Annotated in this window: 14 protein-coding genes and 1 pseudogene; 6 read left to right on the top strand and 9 right to left on the bottom strand. The window is 35.2% G+C overall.

The genetic code is table 11. The features are described from left to right. Positions 1–74 precede the first annotated feature (74 nt). The 5 genes and pseudogenes from infB to AVL50_RS13960 all read right to left on the bottom strand — a co-directional run bounded on the left by infB (position 75) and on the right by AVL50_RS13960 (position 8,022). On the bottom strand, positions 75–3,404 hold the full coding sequence (gene infB, locus AVL50_RS13980; protein ID WP_062617111.1) for a translation initiation factor IF-2: 3,330 nt from the start codon (positions 3,402–3,404) through the stop codon (positions 75–77). Between the two features lie 698 nt (positions 3,405–4,102). Then, positions 4,103–5,347: pseudogene (gene nusA, locus AVL50_RS13975) on the bottom strand (transcription termination factor NusA); the annotation flags it as partial. A gap of 44 nt (positions 5,348–5,391) precedes the next feature. Further along, a complete protein-coding gene (gene rimP, locus AVL50_RS13970; protein ID WP_062617110.1) occupies positions 5,392–5,859 on the bottom strand; it encodes a ribosome maturation factor RimP in 468 nt (155 codons plus the stop codon). 245 nt (positions 5,860–6,104) lie between these two features. Next, positions 6,105–6,731, bottom strand: coding sequence for a cytochrome c (locus AVL50_RS13965; protein WP_082795812.1), 627 nt, complete (start codon positions 6,729–6,731; stop codon positions 6,105–6,107). A 166-nt stretch (positions 6,732–6,897) separates the two neighbouring features. After that, positions 6,898–8,022, bottom strand: a complete 1,125-nt coding sequence (locus AVL50_RS13960) for an FAD-binding oxidoreductase (protein ID WP_062617108.1) — start codon at positions 8,020–8,022, stop codon at positions 6,898–6,900. A 127-nt stretch (positions 8,023–8,149) separates the two neighbouring features. Between AVL50_RS13960 and AVL50_RS13955 the strand changes: the two genes are divergently transcribed. From AVL50_RS13955 to AVL50_RS13945, 3 genes are all read left to right on the top strand, one after another. Next, on the top strand, positions 8,150–8,725 hold the full coding sequence (locus AVL50_RS13955) for a TerD family protein (RefSeq protein WP_062617107.1): 576 nt from the start codon (positions 8,150–8,152) through the stop codon (positions 8,723–8,725). 164 nt (positions 8,726–8,889) lie between these two features. Continuing rightward, on the top strand, positions 8,890–10,098 hold the full coding sequence (locus AVL50_RS13950) for an NAD(P)-dependent oxidoreductase (RefSeq protein ID WP_062617106.1): 1,209 nt from the start codon (positions 8,890–8,892) through the stop codon (positions 10,096–10,098). Between the two features lie 324 nt (positions 10,099–10,422). Continuing rightward, positions 10,423–12,264, top strand: a complete 1,842-nt coding sequence (locus AVL50_RS13945) for an OmpL47-type beta-barrel domain-containing protein (protein ID WP_062617105.1) — start codon at positions 10,423–10,425, stop codon at positions 12,262–12,264. Between the two features lie 42 nt (positions 12,265–12,306). Here the strand turns inward: AVL50_RS13945 and AVL50_RS13940 are convergent, their stop codons facing one another. Continuing rightward, positions 12,307–13,677, bottom strand: coding sequence for an alpha/beta fold hydrolase (locus AVL50_RS13940; RefSeq protein WP_157491328.1), 1,371 nt, complete (start codon positions 13,675–13,677; stop codon positions 12,307–12,309). Between the two features lie 400 nt (positions 13,678–14,077). On the opposite strand from AVL50_RS13940, the gene AVL50_RS13935 reads away from it, so the two are divergent. Then, complete coding sequence (locus AVL50_RS13935) at positions 14,078–14,488, top strand: hypothetical protein (protein WP_062617103.1); 411 nt, start codon at positions 14,078–14,080, stop codon at positions 14,486–14,488. Positions 14,489–14,493: 5 nt separating this feature from the next. Here the strand turns inward: AVL50_RS13935 and AVL50_RS13930 are convergent, their stop codons facing one another. Then, positions 14,494–16,473 (bottom strand): hypothetical protein, encoded by a 1,980-nt coding sequence (locus tag AVL50_RS13930; RefSeq protein ID WP_062617102.1) that lies wholly within the window; start codon positions 16,471–16,473, stop codon positions 14,494–14,496. A gap of 163 nt (positions 16,474–16,636) precedes the next feature. On the opposite strand from AVL50_RS13930, the gene AVL50_RS13925 reads away from it, so the two are divergent. After that, positions 16,637–17,173: an SRPBCC family protein gene (locus AVL50_RS13925; RefSeq protein ID WP_172826841.1), complete on the top strand. Its 537-nt coding sequence runs from the start codon at positions 16,637–16,639 to the stop codon at positions 17,171–17,173. A gap of 85 nt (positions 17,174–17,258) precedes the next feature. Here AVL50_RS13925 and AVL50_RS13920 read toward each other — a convergent pair whose 3' ends face one another. Next, positions 17,259–20,288, bottom strand: coding sequence for a GAF domain-containing SpoIIE family protein phosphatase (locus tag AVL50_RS13920; RefSeq protein WP_062617100.1), 3,030 nt, complete (start codon positions 20,286–20,288; stop codon positions 17,259–17,261). 247 nt (positions 20,289–20,535) lie between these two features. Next, positions 20,536–22,749, bottom strand: a complete 2,214-nt coding sequence (locus AVL50_RS13915; RefSeq protein WP_062617462.1) for a bifunctional (p)ppGpp synthetase/guanosine-3',5'-bis(diphosphate) 3'-pyrophosphohydrolase — start codon at positions 22,747–22,749, stop codon at positions 20,536–20,538. Between the two features lie 631 nt (positions 22,750–23,380). Here AVL50_RS13915 and tig point away from each other — a divergent pair. Continuing rightward, on the top strand, positions 23,381–24,721 hold the full coding sequence (gene tig / locus AVL50_RS13910) for a trigger factor (RefSeq protein WP_062617099.1): 1,341 nt from the start codon (positions 23,381–23,383) through the stop codon (positions 24,719–24,721). Positions 24,722–24,833 lie beyond the last annotated feature (112 nt).

The raw sequence follows: 24,833 nt of genomic DNA, 5'->3' as shown, positions 1-24,833 counted from the left end.
AGATGATACAAAAAAAGAGGCTGATTTAAATGAATAAATCAGCCTCTCAATATGTATAAGTTTAATTGCTTAAACTATGATTTCAATGTACGTTTAGTTTCAGTGATTTCGAATGCTTCAACAACGTCACCCACTTTGATATCGTTGTAGTTGGCAATACTTAAACCACACTCGTAACCGAACTTCACTTCGTTTACATCGTCTTTGAAACGTTTCAGTGCTCCAATTTCTCCACCGTCAGTACCACCGTAGATTACAACACCTTCACGGATCAAGCGGATTTTAGAGTTACGCTTGATGTAACCGTCTGTAACGTAACAACCGGCAACTGTACCCACTTTAGAGATTTTGAATACTTCACGAACTTCAACGTTACCCACGATTTTCTCTTCCATATCTGGCTCAAGAAGACCTTCCATAGCCGCTTTCACATCGTCGATAGCGTTATAGATTACAGAGTAATGACGAACTTCGATACCTTCGTTTTCAGCAAGCTTTCTTGCATTTGGCGTAGGACGAACTTGGAAACCGATGATCATTGTAGGGTTCTCCTTGTCAGCTGCTGCTAATAGGATATCCGATTCAGTAAGGGCACCCACACCTTTATGGATAATTCTTACTTCTACTTCATCGTTAGAAAGTTTCAGTAATGAATCTGATAATGCTTCCACTGAACCATCCACGTCACCTTTGATGATCAAGTTCAATTGTTGTAACTCACCTTGAGCAAGACGCTTGAATAGGTCTAGGTTAGGACGCTGAGAAGCTCTTAAGCTTTGCTCACGTGCTAATTGCTCACGCTTGTTAGCAATTTCTCTCGCTTCACGTTCTGTATCTAGTACATTCAGTTTATCACCTGCTTGAGGAGCACCTGAAAGACCTAATACCTGAACTGGTGTAGAAGGACCAGCTTCTGCTACTCTATGACCTCTATGGTCAAGCATTGCTTTCACTTTACCATAGTAACCACCAGCAAGCATTACATCACCTACTTTCATTGTACCTGCTTGAACAAGAACTGTTGCTAAGTAACCACGTCCTTTATCAAGAGATGCTTCAACTACTGTACCTACAGCGTTTTTGTTAGGATTAGCTTTCAATTCTAATACTTCTGCTTCAAGAAGTACACCTTCTAGTAATTCTTCAATACCTTGACCGAATTTTGCAGAGATTTCGAAAGCTTGGTATTTACCACCCCAATCTTCAACAAGGATATTCAATGCTGAAAGTTGAGTTTTAATATTATCTACGTTCGCATTTGGCTTATCTACCTTGTTGATCGCGATTACGATCGGCACTTCAGCTGATAATGCGTGGTTGATTGCTTCTTTTGTTTGAGGCATTACCTGATCATCGGCTGCTACTACGATAATAGCAACGTCAGTTACCTTAGCACCACGAGCACGCATGGCTGTAAAGGCTTCGTGACCTGGTGTATCAAGGAAGGCAATTTTCTTACCTGTCTTTGTCATCACATCATATGCACCAATGTGCTGCGTGATACCACCTGCTTCACCATCAGCTACGTTTGCATCACGGATGTAGTCAAGTAATGACGTTTTACCGTGGTCAACGTGACCCATGATTGTAACGATAGGCGCTCTTTCTTGTAAATCTTCTGGCTTATCTTCTTTCTCCAATGGAGCATCAACTTCTTCTTCTGCTGAAGCGAATTTAGCCTCGAAGTTATATTCAGTAGTAATCAACTCGATTGTCTCTTTGTCAAGACGTTGGTTGATTGAGATGAACATACCATTATTCATACATGTCATGATGATATCACTTACAGGGATATCCATCATTGTTGCTAGCTCACTTGTAGAAATGAACTCAGTAACTGTAATGATATGCGATTCTGCTGCCTCTCTTTGTAAACGTGCTTCGTTTTCCGCTTCACGCTTATTCTTTTTGGCTTGTTTATGTTTACCACGAGTAGATTTGAATCCAGACTGATTAAGCTGTTGGTTCGCTTTCTTCATTCCAGATTGGATATCCTTCTCTGATAATTTGCCTTTTTTCTTCTTGTTGTTTCCGCCTTTTCCGCCTTGTCCTCTTTGTGAAGTAGCGTCCGCATTACGGAAAGTTTTTTCTCCTGGCTTGTTACCACCTTGGCCTTGACCTTGGTTTCTGTTACCACCTTGTCCGCCTGGTCTGTTACCACCTTGGCCTTGACCTTGGTTTCTGTTACCACCTTGTCCGCCTGGTCTGTTACCACCTTGGCCTCCTTGGTTTCTGTTGCCACCTTGTCCGCCTGGTCTGTTGCCACCTTGGCCTCCTTGGTTTCTGTTACCACCTTGACCGCCTTGTCTGTTGCCGCCTTGGCCTTGACCTTGGTTTCTGTTACCACCTTGACCGCCTTGTCTGTTGCCACCTTGGCCTTGACCTTGCTGTCTACCTTGAGGGTTTTCAGAATTTCCTACAGGAACGCGTTTTCTCTTACGTTTTTTCTGAGGAGCACCTTTGTCATCCGATGAAGCTACTGGTTTCGGTTTTTTCTTACGGCGATTTTCAAATGATGAAAGATCGACTTTACCGACTACAGTAAGACCTTTTAATTCATCGGCCTTGGCGTTGATTGTAGAATCAGTTGCACCTGTTGCACTATCAGATGATTGATCTTGACTTTCGCTTGCCGTTGCAGGCGTATTCGCTTTCTCAACTTTTTGAGTTTGCGGAGGATTTTGTTCTTTTTTCTTCACTTCTTGCGTTGGTTGCTCAGATTTCTTCTCTGGAGCTTTATTTGCTTCTTTTGAGGTTTCTTGTTTCGGCTCGCTTTTTACGGGCTTTTTTACCTCAGGTTTTACTTCCTTCTTCTCTTCTTTCGGCTTTTCAGCTTTTGGAGGAGTAGCAGGAGTGCTGGCTACTTTCTTTTCCTCAGCCTTAGGAGCAGGTGCAGGAGTTTCCTTTTTAGGAGCTTCTTGCTTTTTCTGTTCAGGCTTTGGAGTTTCTTGTTTTGGTTTTGGTGCCTCAGCTTTCTTTTTATTTTCATTGAGATCAATTTTCCCAACTACTTTAAGACCTGGGCGACCACTATATGTTTCTGGTTCAGCCTTTTTAGGTTGACCTTCTTTTTCGCTTTTCGTATTTTCGGATGTAGCAGAATTCTTGATGATCAGATGATCGTCTTCTTTCTCTTCTGTTTTTGGTCCTTTTTTCTTCTTAGACTCAATAACAGTATTTCCTACCTGTGACGATATAGAAATTTGAGATGCTTCTTCTTTTTCCTGCATTGACTTTGCATTCATTTTTTTAAGCATTTCAAATTGCTCAAGCGTAATCTTCCCATTTGGAGAAGGAGAATCAATTTCGATATTCTTCTTCTTCAGCTGCTCGATTATCGTTGAGTGTCCAACGTTTAATTTCTTGGCCGCCTGGCCGATTCTGATCATCTTTTGATCTGCCATATATTCCTTTTCGTAATACTAATTCAAATTATTGCTTCACAGCAATTCAATTTAAAGCCGAAGCTTTATTTTTTTAAACTATCAAGTTTAAATGAAAGGAGTGATTTCAATGACAACCCGAAATACATGAATACTCCTAAAGTGCAAAGATATAAGTTTGTTTTTTAAATCTTAAATTAAATTGCATGTGAGTACTACCTTTTTGCACTTATTATTGGATTTCATTCCAAAAAGACCCAAAAACACAGCAATGTTCACAATTATTTGTAGAGATAAAAAACAATAAACATAACAAAGAGGAGCCTATAGAATTTTAAGCTCCTCTCTTTATACTCTAAACAAAGATCCTAAAATAGGAATCTAAATTATTTAGAAATAGCTGCAATTACTTCATCAACAGTTTCTTCCTCTAAGTCTGTTTTTTCAATTACAGCCTCTTTTGGAAGTGACAATACATCTTCTTTTGTGATAAGACCTACTTTTTTGAATTCGTCAATGATCCATTCTTCAATGTCATTTTTGAACTCGTCTAAGCTTGGGCTTTCACTTGAAGCTGCTTTGTTTTGAACTGCAGTATTTGTAACCTCTGCAATATCTTCATCAAGAACATCATCACTATAATCTACTTCGAAGTCATCCTCATCATCCATCATTTCATTGCTAGGTTGGTTTTGAGGAGCTTGTTGTTGTTGATCATCTTCAAACTCTTTTCTTAATGTATGCATGATCGCAAGAATCATTTCCTCTTCAAGGTCAGTTCTCCTTACTAATTCATCCACTTCGTGATCCAATACCGCTTTTGCAGTATCCAATCCAATATTTTTAAGTTCAAGAAGCATCCAATCATCAAATACATCATTGAATTCCATCAAATCAATATCGAAATCTTCTACTTCGTGCTCTTGTAATTCTCTAAACACGTCGATCTCATATCCTACTAACATTGATGCTAATTTGATATTCTGACCACCTTTACCAATTGCTAAAGAAACCTGATCTTTTGGTAAAACTACCTCCACACGTTTCTCTTCCTCATTTACTTTTACAGTATTGATGTGTGCAGGGCTCAATGAACGTCTGATCATCAAGTCTAAGTTGTCAGTGTAGTTGATAACGTCAATGTTCTCATTCTGTAATTCACGAACGATAGAGTGAATACGAGAACCTCTCATACCAACACATGCACCTACAGGATCAACACGGTCGTCAAAAGATTCCACTGAAACTTTAGCTCTTTCACCTGGCTCACGAACGATGTTTCTGATCGCGATTAAACCGTCAAAGATTTCAGGAACTTCTTGTTCGAATAAAAGACGTAAGAATAAAGGAGAAGTACGAGAAAGAACAATCTTAGGGTTGTTGTTGTTCATTTCCACTCTGTCGATTACCGCACGGATGTGGTCTCCTTTTCTGTAACGGTCTTTTGAAATCATCTCGTTTCTTGGTAAAGAAAGCTCATTGTTGTCTTGGTCAATAATGATTAACTCTCTACCTAGTGTTTGGTAAACTTCACCCATGATTAGTTCACCAACACGCTCTTTATATTGATCAAAAAGAACCTTCTTCTCAAGGTCTTTTACTTTTTGAATTAATGTCTGACGAGCAGTTTGTACCATTCTTCTACCAAAGAAATCAATCTCAACCGCTTCTGCTACTTCCTCATCTACCTCAAAGTCTTCCTCGATTTTCTTCGCATCCGTCAAGTGAATTTGTGTTTGTGGATCAAATTCATCTGCATCATCTGCAACGATCTGACGGTAACGCCAAATCTCCAAATCACCTGCATCTACGTTGATAATTACATCAAATGTAGCGTCATCACCATATTGCTTACGAATCATTGTTTTGAAAACATCCTCCAAGATTTTGATCATTGTAGGACGGTCAATGCCTTTCATTTTGGCAAATTCCTTAAACGATTCGATTAGTTCCATGCTATTCATATCTGCAACTGTTTATTTTTTTCGATTTTGGTTGATATTAATTATTAAAATGATACTTCTACAACTGTACTTTTGATGTCGCTGAAAGGAATAATCATTTCTTTAATCTCAACTTTCTTTTTTCCTTTTTCTTTAATTTCAGCATCAATAGTGACCTCTTCTTCTGTAACAGCTTTTAATTCACCAGTAAACTTCGTTTCGTTGCCTCTAGTGATCGTTACTTTTCTACCTACATTTTTGTTGTATTGTCTGTGTAGTTCTAAAGGTTCGCCAACACCAGCTGATGTTACTTCAAAATTGTATTCATCTTTGATAAGATCTCTCTCGTCAATTTCATGACCTACACCTCTTGAAATTTTTGTTACAGCTTCAATTGTTACTCCCTCATCGCCGTCCAAGATAATTAAAACTTTCATACGGCGGCCAGCTTTCACTTCCACTTTAACAACATATAAAGAATCATCTTCTAAATGTGCTTCAACGATCTCTTTTATTTGTCCACTTAAATCCATACAACTTTACTGTATAAAATTTTAAAAATTTAGTTTGTCCTGAAATAGTCTTCTATTTCGAAACTTTATTTAGTTAGAATTAACTATTCACTAAAGCGTTAAAATCCAGCTCAATATAAATAAAATTCTAAAGGTCATCTAAAAAAAAGCAAACAAAAAAGGGAGCTAAATTCGCTCCCTTCTAGATGCTTTTTCGTGATGTTGTCACAAAGATACTTAATCGAAATTAAATTGCAATAGAATTTCTAATTTCTTAGTGACTTCGCATATTTTGTAATCGCTTCAAGCTCTTCGTTAGAGATATCTTTCTCACTGAATGAGAACATAATTCCCTTACCGTTTCTTACAAGATGCTTGATTTCAGCGTCGCCAAGCTTACTTTCTGATAATTTTGGAGCATTACTTCTCTGTGCATCTCCATCAATACCATGACATTGTGAACATTTCTTAGTGAACAAGTCCTTTCCTGATAATACTGTTCCATCAGCTGTTTCTACAGTGTCAGTTCCACCTGTCAATTGTTTCTTTGCTGAAGCTCTGTGCATTTCGGCCATACCGTATGCCATGATCAAGCAGAACAATGAAAGCACCATCAAGATTTTATTGAATTTTTTAGTAGCAATGACCGCTAATGGAATGGAAGCGACTACTAATCCAAATTTGATAGTTAAAGCTTTAGTATATAATGGAATAACATATAATAAATACCCACCAGTTGCTAAGAACAAGAACGAAATGATCATTTCAGGTACTTTCACAACTTTGGCAAACTTTTCAAATTTATCTTTTCCTAAGAACATCAAAACAGCCTTAACAAGATAAATTAATAAGAATAGTGATACGATTATTCGGTGCGTAAGAAGTAAACTCATGATTAAGTTATATGTTTTTTGAAGTTTAGTAACCTATAATTTTTATGCGATGCAATATGCATCTATTTTTTGAAATATGCCTTCATTTTTGGTGATGAATATCACTGTTTTGTGTAAAGACTGTATTTTTAATGCTTAAATAACATAGATTGAGTCATTTTGTTTTTTAATCTAAAAGCAGATTGATTTCTTTCCCCACCTCAGAACCTATTGCTACACCCATACCACCCATTCTTACTCCAATGGCGATTCTATCGGAAAGTAATTTGACGATAGGGGCTTTCTGATCACCAAAAGCCATAATGCCGGCCCATTTCATGTCGATATAATGAGGGGTTTGAGGTAAAATAACTTCCTTTAATAAGTGTTTTAAGTGTTCAATAATTGGAGTAGTGGTTTTCATGGTAGTCGTAGTTTCTCCCTCATAGTCGAGGTTTCTGCCTCCGCCTAACAAAACTCGATTCCCAACATTTCTAAAGTAATAATACCCTCTGTCCATATGGAAAGTCCCTTTGAAAGGTAAATTTTTGATAGGATTAGTAATTAAAACCTGCCCTCTGCCAGGATAAACTTCCAATTGTGGCAATAGTTTCTGGGCAAAAGCATTGACGCAGATAGAAATTCTTTCGGTAAAGAAATCTACCTTTTGGTATTGGTTTTTGCAGTTTACAATTACTTTATCACCATCATCTGTAAAATCAATCACTTCAGTTCCTGTTATGATCTCAACACCCATCGATCTTGCAATATCAATTAGACCTTTCATCATTTTTCCAGTATGGATCTGTCCTTCAAACTGATTCAATAAGAGGTGTTTTACTTTGTCTTTTTTAAAGCCGAAAGCATTTATTTTTTCATTTTTAATGGCAAAGACATTGGTATTAAAAATTGGATAAAGCAGTTGGTTAATTTCTTCGATTTTTTCGATATGCTTTTCTTGTTTCTCAGTAATTAACTCATAACCACCCCATTGTTGGAAATCAAAATTAGCGTCACCTAATCTATTTCTGAGTTTCTGAAGCCCTTTGTATCTTCTTTCTACAGTTTCTAATACCTTGTTAGAAGACATGTTTTTCAGATCGTCACAGATTTCTGTCAAACTGCCAAAACAGGCAAAACCTGCATTTTTGGTGCTAGCGCCTGACGGAAGAATCCCCTTTTCTATAATAAGGACTTTTTCATTAGGGTGTGTTTCTTTGTATTCAATAGCTGTTGTGAGGCCCACAATACCACTGCCTACTACAATGAAGTCATATTGAATAAAACTCTCTTTTTCCCAGAAGCTTATCATGCGTTTGTTGTGTTTGTGTGAATTGGCTATTTTTTTGTAATAATTGGTTAATTGAAATATTTTGGAGTTCAAAAGTATCTCTATTGCAAAATAAAAAACTATACTGTGAAATAACAGGAAAAGATCTATGGCAACTAAAATTGTAAAAAAAGGGAAGGGAATTCGCTTAAAAGAAGCAGCGGAAAAAAAACTCAGCAAGATTAAGATTGGTTTGGGTTGGGAAGTAAGAAGAGGAGGTCAGCTGGATTTGGATGCGTCGGTCTTTATGTTAGGGGAGGATGGAAAACTTCCAAGTGACGAATATTTCGTTTTTTATAATAATCTGGAATCACCGGACGGAATGGTGAAGCACAGAGGGGATAACAGAATAGGAGACAGCGAAGGAGATGATGAGGAAATTTTATTGAATTTGCCTTTCATATCGCCTGTTGTAAAGGAGTTGGTATTTATTGTAAGTATATATGATGCCAAAAACAGAAGACATAACTTTGGCAACCTGGATGAAGCCTACATTAGAGTATTGAATCTTGAAAATCAGGTAGAAGTGTTGCATTATGATCTGGATGCCGATTTTGGAGATGATACCGAAGTGGAGTTTGCAAGACTTATAAGAGAGGATGATGGCTGGCGTTTTATGCCAACAGGCTATGGTTCAAAAATAGGACTTCAAGGCTATGTAGATAAGTATATTCCTGAATTGTAATTTGAAGTATCTTTTTGTTCATCTTGTTTTTTTTCTCATCTTCGCGGATAAAATTATGGTGAAAACTCTTAAAAGAAGGTGTTTTTTATTCACGTTGCCTTCTTTTATAGAAACTGATTATTTACATACAACCAAAACTTAATACATAGATCAAAGAAATTAGCATGAAAGTAGGAATCATAAAAGAAGGAAAAGTACCTGAAGATAAAAGAGTAGCATTAACTCCAGCTCAATGTGAGGAAGTATTGGAAAAATACCCTGAAGTAGAAATCTACGTACAGAAAAGCCCAATCAGATGCTATACCGATCAAGAATACCAAGATGCAGGAATTGCTGTTGTTGACAATGTAGACGACTGTGACATCCTTTTGGGTATTAAGGAGGTGCCTATTCCAGAATTGGTTCCTAATAAGAAATATTTCTTCTTTTCTCATACAATTAAAAAACAACCTTATAATAGAGAGTTGCTGAGAGCAATCTTGAATAACAACATTGATATTGTAGATTATGAAGTGTTGGTAAGAGAAGATGGATCTAGAGTGATTGCCTTTGGTCGATTTGCAGGGCTTGTTGGAGCTTATAATGGCTTATTAGCTTATGGAAAGCGTCATAATATCTATGACTTAAAGCCTGCACATCAATGTCATGATTTGAATGAATTGTGGATTGAGTGTAAGAAAGTGAAGTTGCCCAACGATTTTAAAATTGTGTTGACAGGAAGTGGTAGAGTGTCAAACGGAGCAGTTGAAACGTTATTGGCGGCAGGTATCAAGAAAGTAAGTAAGCAAGATTACTTGAATGAGACTTTTGATAGCCCGGTATTTGTACAGTTAAGGTCTAAAGACTACCATGAGAAAAAAGATGGAGGTGCATTTGAAATTAAAGACTTCTTTGCTAATCCATCAGATTATAAGTCAACTTTTGGAGATTTCTTGCCAGTATCAAATATGTTAGTAGCAGGAGCATTCTGGCACCCTGCGGCGCCAGTATTGTTCACTAAAGAAGATACTCAAAGAGAAGATTTTAAAATTGAAGTTATTGCAGATGTAACTTGTGATATTGAAGGTTCAATTCCAAGTACAAAGAGACCTTCAACTATTGCTGATCCATTGTACGATTACAATCCGGCAACAGGAAATGACGAAGAGGCCTTTTCAAGCAAAGACAATATTACAGTAATGGCTGTAGATAATTTACCAAACGAATTGCCAAGAGATGCATCAGAAGCATTTGGTCGTCAGATGATTGATAATGTATTGGAAGATCTTTTTGTGACTCCTATTGGTGTAGTGAAAGGAGCGACCATTACACATGATAAAAAATTGACAGAGAAGTTTTCGTATTTACAAGATTACGTTGACGGGAAAGAATAAAACGTAGGGGCAGACCTATGTGTCTGCCCACTGTATATATAAAGCATAGAGGTTGTTCACAAAGAATTGAACAACCTCTTTTTTTATGTAAAAATTCATTATTTCGGTACAAATGTGAAAAAAGTCAAAAAAAATACTGATGTAAGATAATGATGTGATTCTTCATTTTTTCTGAGTGTTAATCCTTTTTTTGGTATTGCTAGGGCAGTTTGCCATTTTTCCTTGATGTAAAGTATAAGGTTTGTATTCATTGTTAAGTGTAACCTTTTTTATGGTAATTAAGTAATATTAACCAACATTACAAAAACCTAATTTACCAAAATAATGAAAAATATTACCCTAATAGTATGTATATTAATTAACTTATTATCAGTTCATTTACATGCCCAAACACCTACAAAAATAAATATCCAAGAAATTAGAATTATAGAAGAAGAGGAGACGCCAATATTAATAGCTTCTAATAGTAAACCTCAAAGATTAGAACATCAAAAAAGTGTATATGTAGATAACTCCGGAACTTATGTCAATAAGTCATTGCCATTATTTTTAAGTTTTTCAACATCAAAAGATAGTAATGCTGAACATTATCAATTAAATGAATCTGAAGAAATAAAACCCAATGAAGCTCTATATCTTGATACTGAGGGTCCTAATTACATCCGTTCAAAATGGGCTGTAGATCCAGAAACAAAAGAATATATTTTACCTAAGAGAGAAGTTAAATATGAAGTGATTGCTGATAGCAAAGCGCCAGTTTCTAAGATTTCTTTTGATGGAACTAGATTGTATGATAATGGTGTAGAAGCATTTTATGGTAAAAACCTAATGATGCATTTAGTAGCTAATGATACCTATTCAGGTGTTAAGAATATTTATTATTCATTGGACGGAGAAAACTTCCATGAGTACGAATACTCTGTTTCATTAGCAGAAGAAGGACAGCACATTATTTACTATTATGCAGCAGATAATGTAGGTAATCCAGAAGAAGTACGTACATCCACTTTTAAAATTGATTTAACGGCACCCAATTCTATGGCAAATTGGAAAGGTTTGGTATTCAATGAAAATATCGTTTCTCCATATGCTACAGTAAGGTTACAGAGTGAAGATGTAATGTCAGGTGTAGATCATATTGAATTCAGTTATGATAATAGTGCTTATCAGGAGTATACATATCAGCCTATTTCTTTGAAGGACTTGAAAGACGGAGAGCATGAAATTCATTACAAGGGATTTGATTTAGTGAATAACGAAGAAGTTGAAAAGACATTAAGTTTTTATGTAGATAAAATTGCACCTGAAATCTCGCATGAAATCATTGGTGATCAATATGTAGACGAGAATATTCGATATATTTCTCCACGAACAACATTTAGTATTTCATCAACAGATAATAAGGCAGGAGTAAAGCAGGTGTTATACAGTCCAAATGGAGGTGCAAATTATACACCTTATACAGGAACTGCTTTTACGTTGAAAAATGAGCTTGGAGCACATCATATTAGTTATAAAGCTTCTGACAATGTCAATAATATGACAGTAGTGAAGACCATTGAAGGTACTGAAACATTATTTATGGATAATGTACCCCCTTCATCATCATATGAATTCATAGGAGAGCAATTTGAGCATAGAGATACTTTATTTATCACTTCTAAAACTCAAATTAAGTTGACTTCATTGGATTCTCATTCTAAAGTGAAAGACACATTTTTTGCTATCAACGGAGAGTCAAATAAGACTTATAGCGGTGCTTTCACGGCAGATGATGAAGGGGATCAGACCTTAACATTTCATGCGGTTGACAATGTGAATAATGAAGAATCAGAAAATGAAGTGAAGTTCTTTGTTGATAATGAAGGTCCTGAAGTACATGCTAATATGAGTATTGAACCTATCGGGAAGCATGGAGAATTTGATGTTTATCCAGCATTTACAAAAGTTTATTTAGGTGCCACTGATACACATGTAGGTACAAAGGAAATAAAATATTCGATTAATGGTGGGCCAATGAATTTGTACTCTAGTGGTTCCAATTTAGACATCTCTGAAAAGGAGCACTTGAAAAAAGATCAGCATTATGAGATAAAAGTAGTGGCCTATGATAATTTGGGGAATGAATCAAAGAAGACTATTGAGTTTTACGTAGGACAGCATTAAAAAAATAAGGGAAGAAGTATCTAAAATTTCTTCCCTTATTTGTTATTTCTCCCAGTCCACTAAGTTTTGTTCACTGCTGACTACACCGTCCTCATCCATGTAAATGTAGTTGCCGTCAACAAGTTCCAATCCACCAACGTTGGCGTGTAAGTAGATCTCTATCGGTTCATCAGCTTTTAAAGCTTTCATAGGATAACATTTGTTGGCAAGGATGCCAATTCTCATTTTATTTAAAGCTTCAGTGTGCCTGTAATTAGCATCTGTAATTAATCCCTCCCATTCTTGATGCAGAAGAGCATAAGCAATTTCTTCATCAATGAGTGCATCCATCTTATCACATTCCCATTCTACCACTAAAACTTTTCCTTTACCATTCTCTTCTTCGAGCCGTTCTAAAACAAGTTGAGGGTTGTTAGTTTTTAAACAAACGGCTTGTCCATGAAAGTCTATTTTCTTTCCTACTTTTTCAAAACTACCTGAGGCTACCTTTACTTCTTTTCTGAACTGATCACAGAGGTAGCTAGTTTGGATTTTTACTCCGCTGTCAAAAGTAGTATTTTCTAAAAACGATATGGTGTCTTTGGCCGACTTTGCAGGTATTTCCTCCATTGGAACATGCCCCACACCTTCGTAAATAATCAATTGTGAATTGGGTAGACTGAATTGAAATTTGTAAGCATTCGCCAATGGAATCCACCGGTCTTTTTCACCCCAAATTATTAAAGTAGGAGTGTCGAGTTGTTTAATAAGATCAGAATGGTCCTCTATTGAACTATTGGCAATATTCAAGAAAGCTTCTTTGTTCCCTTTTCTAGAGAAAATTTCATGGTACCTTGTAATCGTTGCTCTATCCACTCTTTTAGGATTTCCGTAAGCATTTTTCAAGAAAAATTCGATAAAACTTTTCGGTGCTTGTAAATATTCAGCAAACCCATGGAACATTTTAAACTCCTTAATAATAGGGTTTTGAACTAATTTAAAAAGTAATGGAATTGAATCTTTATCATTAAAACCCGCTGCATTAAGCAGGATGAGTCTTCTAACTTGTTCCTTGTATCGGTGAGAATATTCCCAAGCAATCCAGCCTCCTAATGAAGAACCGGCAAGGTAGAACTTTTTAACTTCTAGTTTCTTAAGGAAAGTGTTGATGAAATTAAGGTAAATATCAATAGAATAAGTTCTATCAGGTCTTGGTCCCGTAATGCCAAATCCAGGAAGGTCCAATCGAATGACTTTATATTTTTCCTTTAATGTTTCTGTCCATTTATCCCAAGTATGTAATGATGAAAAAGTACCATGAAGTAGAACAATTGGAAAACCTTCTCCCTCTACTTTATAATGTACTTTCATGCCTTCTAACTCCATAAAGTTAGACTGCTCATCTGTATATTTTTCTATAATATCTATAGCCATTTTTTTCTTTTTCTTTAATTGTGAATATACATTCAAAAAATTACAATTCTAATTAAATAGCCATATTAAAGCGGGTGTATTTGTCAATTTTGAGTACTTCTTTTTTAGTGTTTAAACTAAATGTATAAGTATTAAATCAAAAGTATTTAATACTAGCTTTGTTTATTGGTTTGTGATTACTTCTTTCAAAAAAACGTATAAAAAAATAGTTGAGAGATATCTGGAAACGAGTTTACAATGTTAAAATGTTAATATAAATCAGACTAGAATCATAAAAAGTCCTTTAAACTAAAACCTCAATCTAAACTCTGACGTGAAAATAGTTAGAGCTATAACTAAAGTTTGTATTGTATACAACTAGAATTAATGAACTACTGATAATATTTACGACAATAACTCTATGAAAAGTATCTTATTAAGCATTTTTACTTTCGGACTTGGAACAACTTTCTTTTCATTAAATCAGAATGGAAATAAAAACAGACGTTTAAAAGTAGGTTTTTATAGGTTAGAACATGATGATTTAATTTTTGAGATGTCAGTATCTCCATCAGGACAGATTGAAGAAAGATGGAAATCTAAATCTCCCGTTAAAACGCAAAAGAAATATGTCTTTAAAGGAGTAAATCAATTACAGAAAACACAAACTCCTGCTTACTGTTTAGACGGTGAAATTTCTGTCGTTGAAAACGGTCAAGTGAGTTTTAGTGATGATTTTATTAAGCTAAAAGTGTCAAAAGAAAACCAACCCGTCAATACACATGGGTTCCCTTATACATTTGTAGCACAGGATCCTAGATGGACCATTTAATAGAATTATTCAAACTTTAAGAACCTTGGTTTCATAGGTTTGAAATCTCTTAATGGAAGGTCAATTACTGTAGTAAGCAGTACTTGAAATGGACTGTTGTTGAAGTTGGCATTAGGGAAATATTTCAAATCAAGTGTAAGTGTATTGAAAACCAGATTTTCATTTCTGGTTCTGATACCTGCTCCAAAAGAAGTGAAAAGATCATCATTAGAAAGGGATACTCTTTCTGGGTCTTCAAGAAAACCAACTTGGAAACTCTGATAAACGGCAAATTTAAAACCATAGAAAAATAATGGAGTGAACCATATATTTTCTTGTTTTAATTGAAGTCTTCGTGTTCCTTTTTTAGAATTTCTATTGATTTGAAAATTTGAGAATACATCGTTATCTATAAAGTATAAATAGTCTCCAGGTATTCGGTCATTGCCATCCAAAAGATCAATATCGAGGAGTAAACGCAAGAAACTTTCTTTGATTGCGATGAGGTTGGTGAAATAACTGAAATTCAGATGAAAGGTTTCTTGCCTATATTTATTGGTCATGAAAGAACCAATTTCACCTCTGATTTTAAAAAAACCATAGGGTGTAAATTGACCTACATCCATGGCCATACCTAGGTAGGGTCTTCTTCCTAAAAATTCATTTTTCTCCCATCCGCTTGTCAAAGAAACTAGCCATCCGTGCGGAACGTCCTCCGTTCTACCAAAACCTTGTAAATAATTGAGTTTTCTATAATTACGTTGGTTGAGTGTGACACTAAACGCGTATTGATCCTTGTGATGAAATTGATACAAAGTATCTCTGCTCACTTCTTGTGGTCTATTGAAAAAGTGAATATTATCTACACCCATACTGAATGTAATATTTTCATTTCTTTTCTGATTGATGTGGAAGGAACGGCCAATCCACCCACTCAGGTAAGTATATTCTAAAGGTTCCCAAAACCGTTCAGTACTATCAATGGGGATAAAAGCACTATCAGAAGTGGTATATCCGTAAAGTCTGCTGAGGTTTTGAGCTTCAAATCCACCGGCTGTTTTTGTATTAGAAGTGATGAAATCTTTATATGCACTGACACCCCAAGTTGATTCTAGATAATTATTATAAGAAATAATATCAAGGTCTATGAAACTACCATTGATGTTCTGGAATTTATATTCAAAATTATATCCAAGTGGCTCAGGTTCATCACTTTTTACTACGGCCCCGATATAAGCGTATTGACCCGTACCCAAGAAGTTGTTGTTGTATAATCCGAGTTCAAAGTCACTGAGGCTATTATAACCACCTCTCACACCAATGGTCCATTGGTCCTGTGTAATAATATAGACATCAAGGTAAGAGTCGTTTACTTCACAAGCATATATGGAAGCATCTTTGATAAATTGCAATGCACGGAGTAAACGTTCAGAATCATAGAAATCATCATCATTGATAACGTCTCCAACATTAAATACGATGTTCTTATCAATAACTCTTTCCCTTGTTTTAGCGTGTAAACCATTGGCAGTTCTTGTTGCCCTGGTGGTGATAATAGGATAAGGTTTTTTTACTTCAGCACCAAAAGGAGGCAAGCGGACATAGGTAATGCTCCTGACAATTTTACCCTCAAAACACATTCCTGTACTTAACATTTCCTGAGAAGTATCTAAAGAATCACTGTTCTGGTTTTGCTTGACCAATAATAGGTTTGAAAGTTCTTTTGTAAGTCTATTTTTTCCTAAAAACTGATGAAGTTTATTATAAAACTGTTCCGTTTGAAGTACTGCCGAAGAATCTTGATTAATAAGGTGAGGAGGTAGAAATAAGGTTGTGTCATGTGTAAACTTGTACACTGAATCTCCTAAAACGATAGGTACATAAGCCTTCACCTTCACTTTTTGCAAAGTGCTATCTTGTTCTTGAGCTTTTACTTCGTTAGTAAATAGTTTGGAAATGATAAAAGCTAAAAATAATGCTATTGAAAGATAGCGATGTTGCGCCATTGAGTAAGTTTAAAAATAAAAACAGTAATGCAATTTAATAAATTTATATTCTATTATATAATGAGCATTCTTAACTTTGTATAAAAGTAGTAAGTGCTAGAGCAAATGTTTAATTCCTTTACTCAAGTGCTTTTTAATGATTAATGTAGTCGACCTTAAAAGAATGATTAGATATTTTTCCTTGGGTGTATTATCCGTTTTATTACTATTTGCTGGAGGAGCAATGCTTTTGCCATCTGAATATAATGTAAAAGAACATGTGTATATCAATGCACCTAGAAGTGCAGTTTTTCCATACATAGAAAATCTGAGGAAATGGAATGATTGGGCTTTTAAATTGGAAGAGGAAGGCAGCAGATTGAGCCCTGAATATCATGGGCCAGATGAAGGAGCGGGGGCAATGCACACTTGGATGTCATATGATGGGTCAAGTGCGGAATTGAGAGTTTTAGAATCAGAACCTTATGATAAAGTCCATCTCCAAATGTCAACCAATGAAGGTACATTTATCTCAGAGATGATTTTTACTTTGGAAAAAAGTGGAGAAGGTACTTTAGTGACGTGGAATGAAAAAGGAGATTTTGGTTTCCAGTTAGTGACTAGAGTTATCGCTTTTGTAGCTGATTATGAAACAAAAGTAGGAGAACAATATAAAGCGGCTTTAGAAGAATTGAAGAAAGCTTCGGAAAGCAATAGTTAGAGGAAATCGTTTTTATATCAAAAAAGGCTTCAGAATCTAGATGTGATTCTGAAGCCTTTTATTTATGCTTTAACAATTGAATAAATTACTCATTTGTTTTAAATCCTAATACAAGCACATCATCAGTTTGTACTAATTCATCGTCCATCCAGTCATTAAATGCCCTACGTACGGCATTTCTCTTTTTAGACATATCTAAAGCATTATTGTCGTATAGCATCTTAAGGAATTTCTCATTGCCAAATGCTTGTTTCTGCTCTCCACCAACTTGTTTGTGATAACCATCAGTGAATAAGAAGTATTCTGCATCGTCATCTAAACTGAAAGTATGCTTGCTGAATGGTGTTTCATTTTCTTCATTGCCACCAATTGATGAAGGAGTACCTTTAACAATAAAGAACTTACCATCTGCAATTCTTGCCATTGAAGTATTTGCTCCTGCAAATTCCAATGTGTTGTTCTTTCTGTCAATCACACATAATGAGATGTCTAATGAATCGTGATTGTCATTAATTTTCTGATTCAAGTGAACTGTGATTCTCTCATTCATGGCCTCAAGAATCTCATCAGGTGAAGTAATGTTTCTTACTTCAACAATCTCTCTGAACAATGAAGTACCAATGATACTCATCATCGCACCCGGTACACCGTTGGAATTACAGTCTACTGTGGCAATAAATACTCTTTTATTACTTTCATGGAACCAGAAGAAATCACCTGATACAATATCTTTTGGTTTATGGAAGATAAATGAGTTAGGTAGAATGTTCTTAATGTAAGTACGGTTTGGAAGCATTGCACCTTGAATCTGCTTTGCATATTTGATCGATTCAGTGATTTTCTGAGAAGTAGATTGTAATTCTTCTTTTTGTCTTTCGATCTTTTCGTATTGTACTGCATTGTCAATTGCAATGGCAGATAATACGGCAATGTTTCGGAGTAAGTTTACTTGTACGTCAGAGTAAGAGTTTTTCTTGAAACTTTGTACAGTAATTACACCAATTAATTTCTCATTTGTTCTTAATGGAAGATAAATAATTGAGGAAGGCATTTCACCTATGGCCTCAATTTTATCTTTTGTATCAATGTAATCGTAAACATCAGTGGTAATATCAGATATTACGATCTCCTTATTTTCTTTTAAACATATTGAAGAAAGTTTGGTGTTGTCATTCATATTGTGAACGAACTCAGGAAGTCGATTTCCTTTCTCAATTGCACCAATAAACTCAATATGCTGTTTTCTGTGTGAGTAAATACCAATACCGAAAGTAGTGGCATCCATAAGGTTATTTACATTTTCATACACCGTTTCAATTACACTATCTGTACTTAAACTTGATGAAAGTGATAAACCAATGTCAGATAATAATTGTACGTTTTTATACGCTTGCTCAATTTTATCTTTGTTTTCTTCCAGCTCATTTTTTTGTTGCTGAAGCTCTGCTGTTCTTTCTGAAACGACCTCCTCTAGTCCTTCATACGTCAGGGCGTTATCCAAGGCAATACCAATATAGATGGCAATGTTTCGGAGAACGTTAAGGTCAGTGTCTGCAAAAGCATTCAACTTATAATTCTGAACCGTGATAAAACCTAAAGTACCTTCTTTACCTATCAAAGGAAGATAAATTACTGATTTTGGAAGTGAATCAGGATTATCTGTATTAAGTTTAGCATTTGGTAAATGAAGAGAATACTCTGAAATAATATCATTGATTACAATTTCCTTTAAAGTTTTGAAACATAAAATAGACAGCTTGCTGTCGTCGTTTAAGGAAATTGCTTTTGGTGGTAATTTTTCACCATTTTCAATATTTGCCATGATGTCCATTACACCTCTATCTCTATTGTAAATACCAATTGAGAAAAGTGGAGCATCAATCAAGTTGTTTAAACTTTCGTAGGCAGTATATGCAATTCTTTCAATGGAAAGGTTGGACGTAATGTCCTGACCAATCTCACCTAAACTTTTTAGGGTAGTATAGGCTTTTGAAAGTTGAGCTTCTTGTTTTTTGGTAGTGATAAGGTGAGTTTCATCTTTCACTTTGGATTGCTTTGACAATTGGAAGTTGTCAATGGCAATGGCCAGGTATGAACTTAAACTTCTTATCAGATATATATCTGATTCAGTATAAGCATTGGGTTTTGAACTTTGAACGGTCATTACACCAATTACACTATCTTTAGCTAAAATCGGAGCATAAATGATCGATTTTACTTTCTTACCAACTCTAGGAGCTGTGTTGACGTAATTAGGAATGTAATTTTTGATTTCTTTGTCAAAATCATTGATAAATACAGTTTTACGTGTATTGAAGCAAAGTGTTGCTAATCTATTTTCTTCCTTCAGGCTACAGAAGTTGAAAGGTAACCTTTCTCCATCTTCAAATGAGCCAGGGAATTCTAATCTTTGCTCTTTATGGTTTAAAACACCAATATCAAGGAACTGGGCATCAATAATTGCATTAATTTTATTGTATACCGTTTCCACCATTTCCTCAACAGATGAAGTAGTGGCAATCACTTGTCCAATTTCTCCAAGAGTCACTAAGTCTTCTTTAGAGAGGATACCATTATTGTTTGATGAAGCTACTGATTGTGATGGAGCTATTTTATTTAATTTCTGAATTAAAATAGCGATTTGAGGTGCAATAACTTGAATAAACTTCAAGCTTTCAGCAGTTACGTTTACTTCTTGAGACTGTTCAAGCATCAAGAATCCAATCAATTCATCATCATTTCTTAGAGGAATGAAATCTAGAAATGAAGGTGAATATTTTTTGATGTATTCATCTGCTTTAATTTTATCTCCAACCTTATTTAAGTCTACAGCAACAGGGTTTTTACTTGCTACTATTTGTTTTACAACACTTAAAGGCAATTGATCTGCATGGGCAAGTTGATTACTCTCAAAGAATGAAACTTTATCTTCTCCGCGTAGACCACTAGCTTTTAGTATAAAGTTTTCATTGTCATTAATAATGACAGAAACCTTCTCTGCTATTGTTTTCGATTTCGTTAGGTCAATTACTTTCTTGCATAACCCACTTAACGTGAGTTCTTTAGAAAGATCTTGATATATTGTTAATGCTTGATCTAAATATCCTGTTTTCATAGACAAATGAAAAAATAAGGTAACCTCAAAAAGTTTCTAGTGTAGACAATTGTTCGAGCTTCTTATTGAAGTGGGCAACAAATTGAATGTAACTGTATTACACCGGCTTAAATTTAATAAATTTATCTCCAAAGTACTAATTTTTCATGTTTAGGTGCAGCTTATTTGGTGTATAAAAAGCAAAGCGATAACATTATGTAATGTTATCGCTTTGCTGATTTGTTGAATATATGTTTAGGAAAAGCCTTTAATCGTCCTTTCTAGTTACTCTTATAATACCATCAATATCAGAGATTTCTTTAATGACTTTTTCAAATTCATTTAAGTTTTTTACTGAAATTTCAATGTTTCCTCTGAAGATGCCATCGTTTGATTCGATTGAGATCGAACGGATGTTTACCTTCATTCTACTTGTAATAATTCTAGTGACATCATTGACTAAACCTATACGATCTGTACCTTCAATATCAATTTTTGAAATAAACGAAGCTTCTTTTTCACTTGCCCATCTTGCCTTAATGATTCTGTATCCGTAGTTGGCCATCATGGCTACAGAGTTTGGACAACTTGTTCTGTGAATCTTAATGCCATTATTAATAGTAATGAAACCAAAGATATCATCACCTTGAATAGGGTTGCAGCAATTGGCAATAGAGTAGTGTACATTGTCCATGTCTTCACCTATCACTAATTCATCATCATCCTTGCGGATATCTTTGATTTTAGTTTTGAATTCTTTGGCAGAATCAGGAACAATTTTCTTTTTCTTTACATTATTGGTATGGTCAAGGTGCTCTTTGAACTTTTTGATTTCCTTATGCTGGATAATCCCTTCACCCACCTGATAATAGAGGTCGCTTTCACTGCTGAGATTAAAGAAATCTCTCAATTGCTGTGCTATTCTATCATCGTATTTTATTTTCAGCTGTTTGAATTTTCTATCAATAATCTCACGGCCAATCATGCCGATACGTTTACGGTCGTCTTTTAAGTGAGATTTTATTTTTGCTCTGGCTCTTGAAGTCCTTACAATCTTCAACCAACCTTCATTGGCTTTGGATTGATTAGCAGTTAAGATTTCAATTTGATCACCATTATTAAGCTGATAACTTAATGGTACTAATTTACCATTAATCTTTGCTCCAAGACATTTGGCACCGACTTCTGTGTGAATATCAAAAGCGAAATCAAGCACAGTAGCTCCGAAAGGGAAGACTTTTAAATCACCATTAGGAGTAAAGACAAAAACTTCTTTGTTGAAAAGATTTGTTCTGAAATCATCCAAGAATTCAACAGCATTCACCTTGTCGTTTTCCATCAAAGAACGGACTTCATTCAGCCATTGTTCAATACCTTGTTCAGAACTTGCTTGTCCTTGTTCTTTGTATTTCCAGTGAGCCGCATACCCTTTCTCCGCAATTTCATCCATCCTTTTAGAGCGGATTTGTACTTCTACCCAGTGGCCATTATGTCCCATTACAGTAGTATGCAACGATTCATAACCATTAGATTTAGGCATGCTGATCCAATCTCTTAATCGGCTAACATTTGGTGTATAATAGTCTGTTACTATGGAATAGATGTGCCAGCAAGTTGATTTCTCGGTTTCTCTTGGGCTTTCAAAAATGATACGGATCGCAAATAAATCAAAGACCTCCTCAAACGGCACCTTTTGCTTTTTCATTTTATTAGCAATGGAGGTGATAGATTTGGTTCTTGATTTAATGGTGTATTTATACCCTTGATTGTCTAGTGTTTCTGTTAGAGGTGTTTTGAACTCATCGGTAAAATGTACCCTAGCGGATTCAGACTCTTTTAATTTTTTAGTGATTTCATCATATAGAGGTCCATCAGAATACTTTAAACTAAGATCCTCTAATTCTGATTTGATATTGTAAAGTCCTAATCTATGTGCTAACGGAGCATAAATATACTCAGTCTCAGCCTTTACTTTCAATTGCTTGTCCTTTGGCATAGACATGAGTGTTCTCATGTTGTGCAGTCGGTCAGCAATTTTAATAAGTACTACCCTTACATCTTCAGAAATTGTCAATAACATTTTTCTGAAGTTTTCAGCTTGCAAAGAGCCTCCTTTTTTACCAGCACCTGAGATTTTGGTCAGACCATTTACAATTAGAGCTACTTTAGAACCAAAAACTTCTTCAATTTCCTCAATAGTATGATCAGTATCTTCCACAACATCATGTAATAATGCTGCCATGATAGAAGTAGTACCTAAGCCAATTTCTTCAGTAGCAATAGTGGCTACAGCTACAGGGTGATATATAAAAGGTTCGCCAGACTTTCTTCTCATTTCTTTATGAGCGTCTGTAGCAAACAAAAATGCTTTCTTAATGTTTTTTACATCGTCACTATCGTTCAAAAAAGGACGTGCTTTACGCAATAAATTTGCGTACATTGATAATAGTTCCCTTCTTTCCTTTTCTAGGTCGATATTCATCTTCAAGTCTCCCAACAATTTTTAGATTCAATCTTAGTTGTAAGTAATAATAGTAGACTACTATTTTTACTTGAAAATTTAAGTTGCAAAAAAAAAGCAATAATACCTACATAATACTAAGAAAGTGCTTTTCTTCCACCGTTTTTTAAGAACTGACTCCTAAGAATTCCCCAATTCTATTGTACTGTCATTTCAGTTTGAATTAGTCTCAACGTTTTATCAAACTTAGTATAATTCTCAGAAGCTTTTTATTGTAAAAAACAGGGATTTTACTGCTTATTTTCCACTCAATTTCCTAACTATTAATAGGTTTGTTTATAACAGTTGTTTGCATTTTTTTAGGCAAAGTGCAATGATTTTAATAATGAGTTGATTACCTTTGCATCGCTTAAAATGAGGATATGTGTTTATATGTTTCGTTTTAAGAAGATGGAAAGAGCTAAATTGCTATTTTACATTTTGTTTTTCAGTGTGTTAGTGATTTTGTTAGTCTTGAAATCTAGTCTTGTGGAGGGTAGGAGGTTGTTGAATTTATAATCAATGATTTTTTAGTTCAACACACAAATTATATGATTTCTACACAAGAAATTATTTTTATTTAGAGTTTTGTTACACCAAAAATCATAGAACTTTGGAATTCAAATTAGATAAACAAGAGAACTCATACGGTTTACTATCAGTAGTTGTTGCTGAAGCGGATTTTATGCCAGAATATAAGAGCAGATTGAAGCAATATGCTAAAAATGCAAATATGAAAGGTTTCCGTAAGGGTAAAGTGCCAATGTCAATGGTACAAAAAATGTACGGTAAGCAGTTGAAAATGGAGACTTTCAACGAGTCTGTAGGAAAAGCTGTTGACACTTACTTGAATGACAATGGTATCAAACCTCTTTTCCAACCAATGTACAAAGGAGATTTTATCACTCCTGAGCAACTTGGAGCAGAACAAACTGTTGAATTCGAATTATTACTTCCTGAGTTTGATTTAAACTTAGAAGCTTTAAAAGCTGAAACTTTCAACTTAACTGTAACTGATGCAGATGTTGAAAACACTATCGCTAAGTTGAAAGAGTCTTACCCTAAGAAAGTAGACGTAGAGAAAGCATTAAAAGGTGACTTGATTACTGCAACTTTCAAATCAGTAGAAGGTGATTTCGAAAAAGAAGGTGCAGCATTTGATCTTGACGACAAATTAATCACAGGTAACGTAAGAAAATTCTCTGGTAAGAAAGTAGGTGATGTTGTGACTTTAGACATTGAAACAATGTATGAAGATAACAACCGTCTTCGTTTATTCTTAGGTGGAGATAAAGATGAGGCTGAAGCTTATAAAGGTGACTTCACAATCGAAATCACTAAAATCACTCGTTCTGAGGAGCCTGAGTTAAATCAAGAATTCTTTGATATGGTAATCGGTCCAGATAAAGTATCAAACGAAGAAGAATTCAGAGCTGAATTGAAGAATACTATTGCTGAAGTAAACACTCAAGCAATTGATAACGTAACTAACGACAACGTAAGAAATGCAGTTGTTGAAGGTACTTCAATCTCATTGCCTGCAGAATTAGTGAAGAAAGTTTACTTACAGAACAATCCTCAAGCGAAAGAAGAAGAGTTAGCTGAAAGCTTACCTAAATTCGAAGAGGCTGTGAAGTGGAGAGCAATTTCTGATAAAGTATTTGCTGATAACGATATCAAAGTTGAGAAAGAAGATGTTGAAGCAGCTGCTTTAACTGCAATCAAAGCTCAATTCGGTAGCTTTATGGGTGAGGATGAAGAGCAAATGGCTGGATTCGTTCAGAACTACTTACAAGCTGAAAACGGTAAGTACTTCGAGCAAACTTATGAGCAAGTTTACAACGAGAAAGTATTTAATGCTTTAAAAGAAAAAGTTGCTTTAACTGCTGAAGAAGTAGATTTAAAACAATTCGAAGAGTTCTTGACAAAGAGAAACGAAGAAGCTGCTAAGTAATTAGTGCTTTAGTTAAATAAATTAAGGGAATGTCTGTAAAAAGATATTCCCTTATTTTTTTGCTCTTAAGTATTATATGACCAGACTATATTAATTAATGCTAACTCTATTT

Source organism: Flammeovirga sp. SJP92 (assembly GCF_001583495.1).
Classification (GTDB): Bacteria; Bacteroidota; Bacteroidia; order Cytophagales; family Flammeovirgaceae; genus Flammeovirga.
This window is presented reverse-complemented; position numbering and strand designations above follow the sequence as displayed.

Coding starts and splice junctions, on each gene's coding strand:
- AVL50_RS13930 (WP_062617102.1), bottom strand. CDS start 16,473: ATGGCGCAACATCGCTATCTTTCAATAGCATTATTTTTAGCTTTTATC.
- AVL50_RS13945 (WP_062617105.1), top strand. CDS start 10,423: ATGAAAAATATTACCCTAATAGTATGTATATTAATTAACTTATTATCA.
- AVL50_RS13915 (WP_062617462.1), bottom strand. CDS start 22,749: ATGAATATCGACCTAGAAAAGGAAAGAAGGGAACTATTATCAATGTAC.
- AVL50_RS13940 (WP_157491328.1), bottom strand. CDS start 13,677: ATGGCTATAGATATTATAGAAAAATATACAGATGAGCAGTCTAACTTT.
- AVL50_RS13955 (WP_062617107.1), top strand. CDS start 8,150: ATGGCAACTAAAATTGTAAAAAAAGGGAAGGGAATTCGCTTAAAAGAA.
- AVL50_RS13965 (WP_082795812.1), bottom strand. CDS start 6,731: ATGAGTTTACTTCTTACGCACCGAATAATCGTATCACTATTCTTATTA.
- AVL50_RS13950 (WP_062617106.1), top strand. CDS start 8,890: ATGAAAGTAGGAATCATAAAAGAAGGAAAAGTACCTGAAGATAAAAGA.
- AVL50_RS13925 (WP_172826841.1), top strand. CDS start 16,637: ATGATTAGATATTTTTCCTTGGGTGTATTATCCGTTTTATTACTATTT.
- AVL50_RS13960 (WP_062617108.1), bottom strand. CDS start 8,022: ATGATAAGCTTCTGGGAAAAAGAGAGTTTTATTCAATATGACTTCATT.
- AVL50_RS13920 (WP_062617100.1), bottom strand. CDS start 20,288: ATGAAAACAGGATATTTAGATCAAGCATTAACAATATATCAAGATCTT.
- AVL50_RS13935 (WP_062617103.1), top strand. CDS start 14,078: ATGAAAAGTATCTTATTAAGCATTTTTACTTTCGGACTTGGAACAACT.
- infB (WP_062617111.1), bottom strand. CDS start 3,404: ATGGCAGATCAAAAGATGATCAGAATCGGCCAGGCGGCCAAGAAATTA.
- rimP (WP_062617110.1), bottom strand. CDS start 5,859: ATGGATTTAAGTGGACAAATAAAAGAGATCGTTGAAGCACATTTAGAA.